This is a genomic window from Vibrio sp. HI00D65, from assembly GCF_001635455.1.
Taxonomy (GTDB): domain Bacteria; phylum Pseudomonadota; class Gammaproteobacteria; order Enterobacterales; family Vibrionaceae; genus Vibrio.
In genome coordinates, this window is sequence record NZ_LWEH01000496.1 from 1 (window position 1) to 219 (window position 219).

At 39.3% G+C, this 219-nt stretch carries 1 pseudogene; it reads left to right on the forward strand.

The features are described from left to right. A pseudogene (locus tag A3712_RS23090) lies at nt 1-219 on the forward strand (DUF2314 domain-containing protein); the annotation flags it as partial.

Here is a 219-nt window from a genome sequence, read left to right on the forward strand (position 1 = left end):
AAAAAGAAGACAGGGAATCTCTTAAAGTAGGCGATTTGGTAAAGCTAATTTTCAGCATGGAAGAGAACATAGGTTCTGACGAAGTTTCGGTTGAACGTATGTGGGTAGAAATTACAGACGTTTACCCTAATTACTATAAGGGCAAATTAGATAATGATCCTGCTGGCAGTGATTGTGTGCAGTGCGGACAACTTGTCACTTTTCAAGCTTGTCATGTAA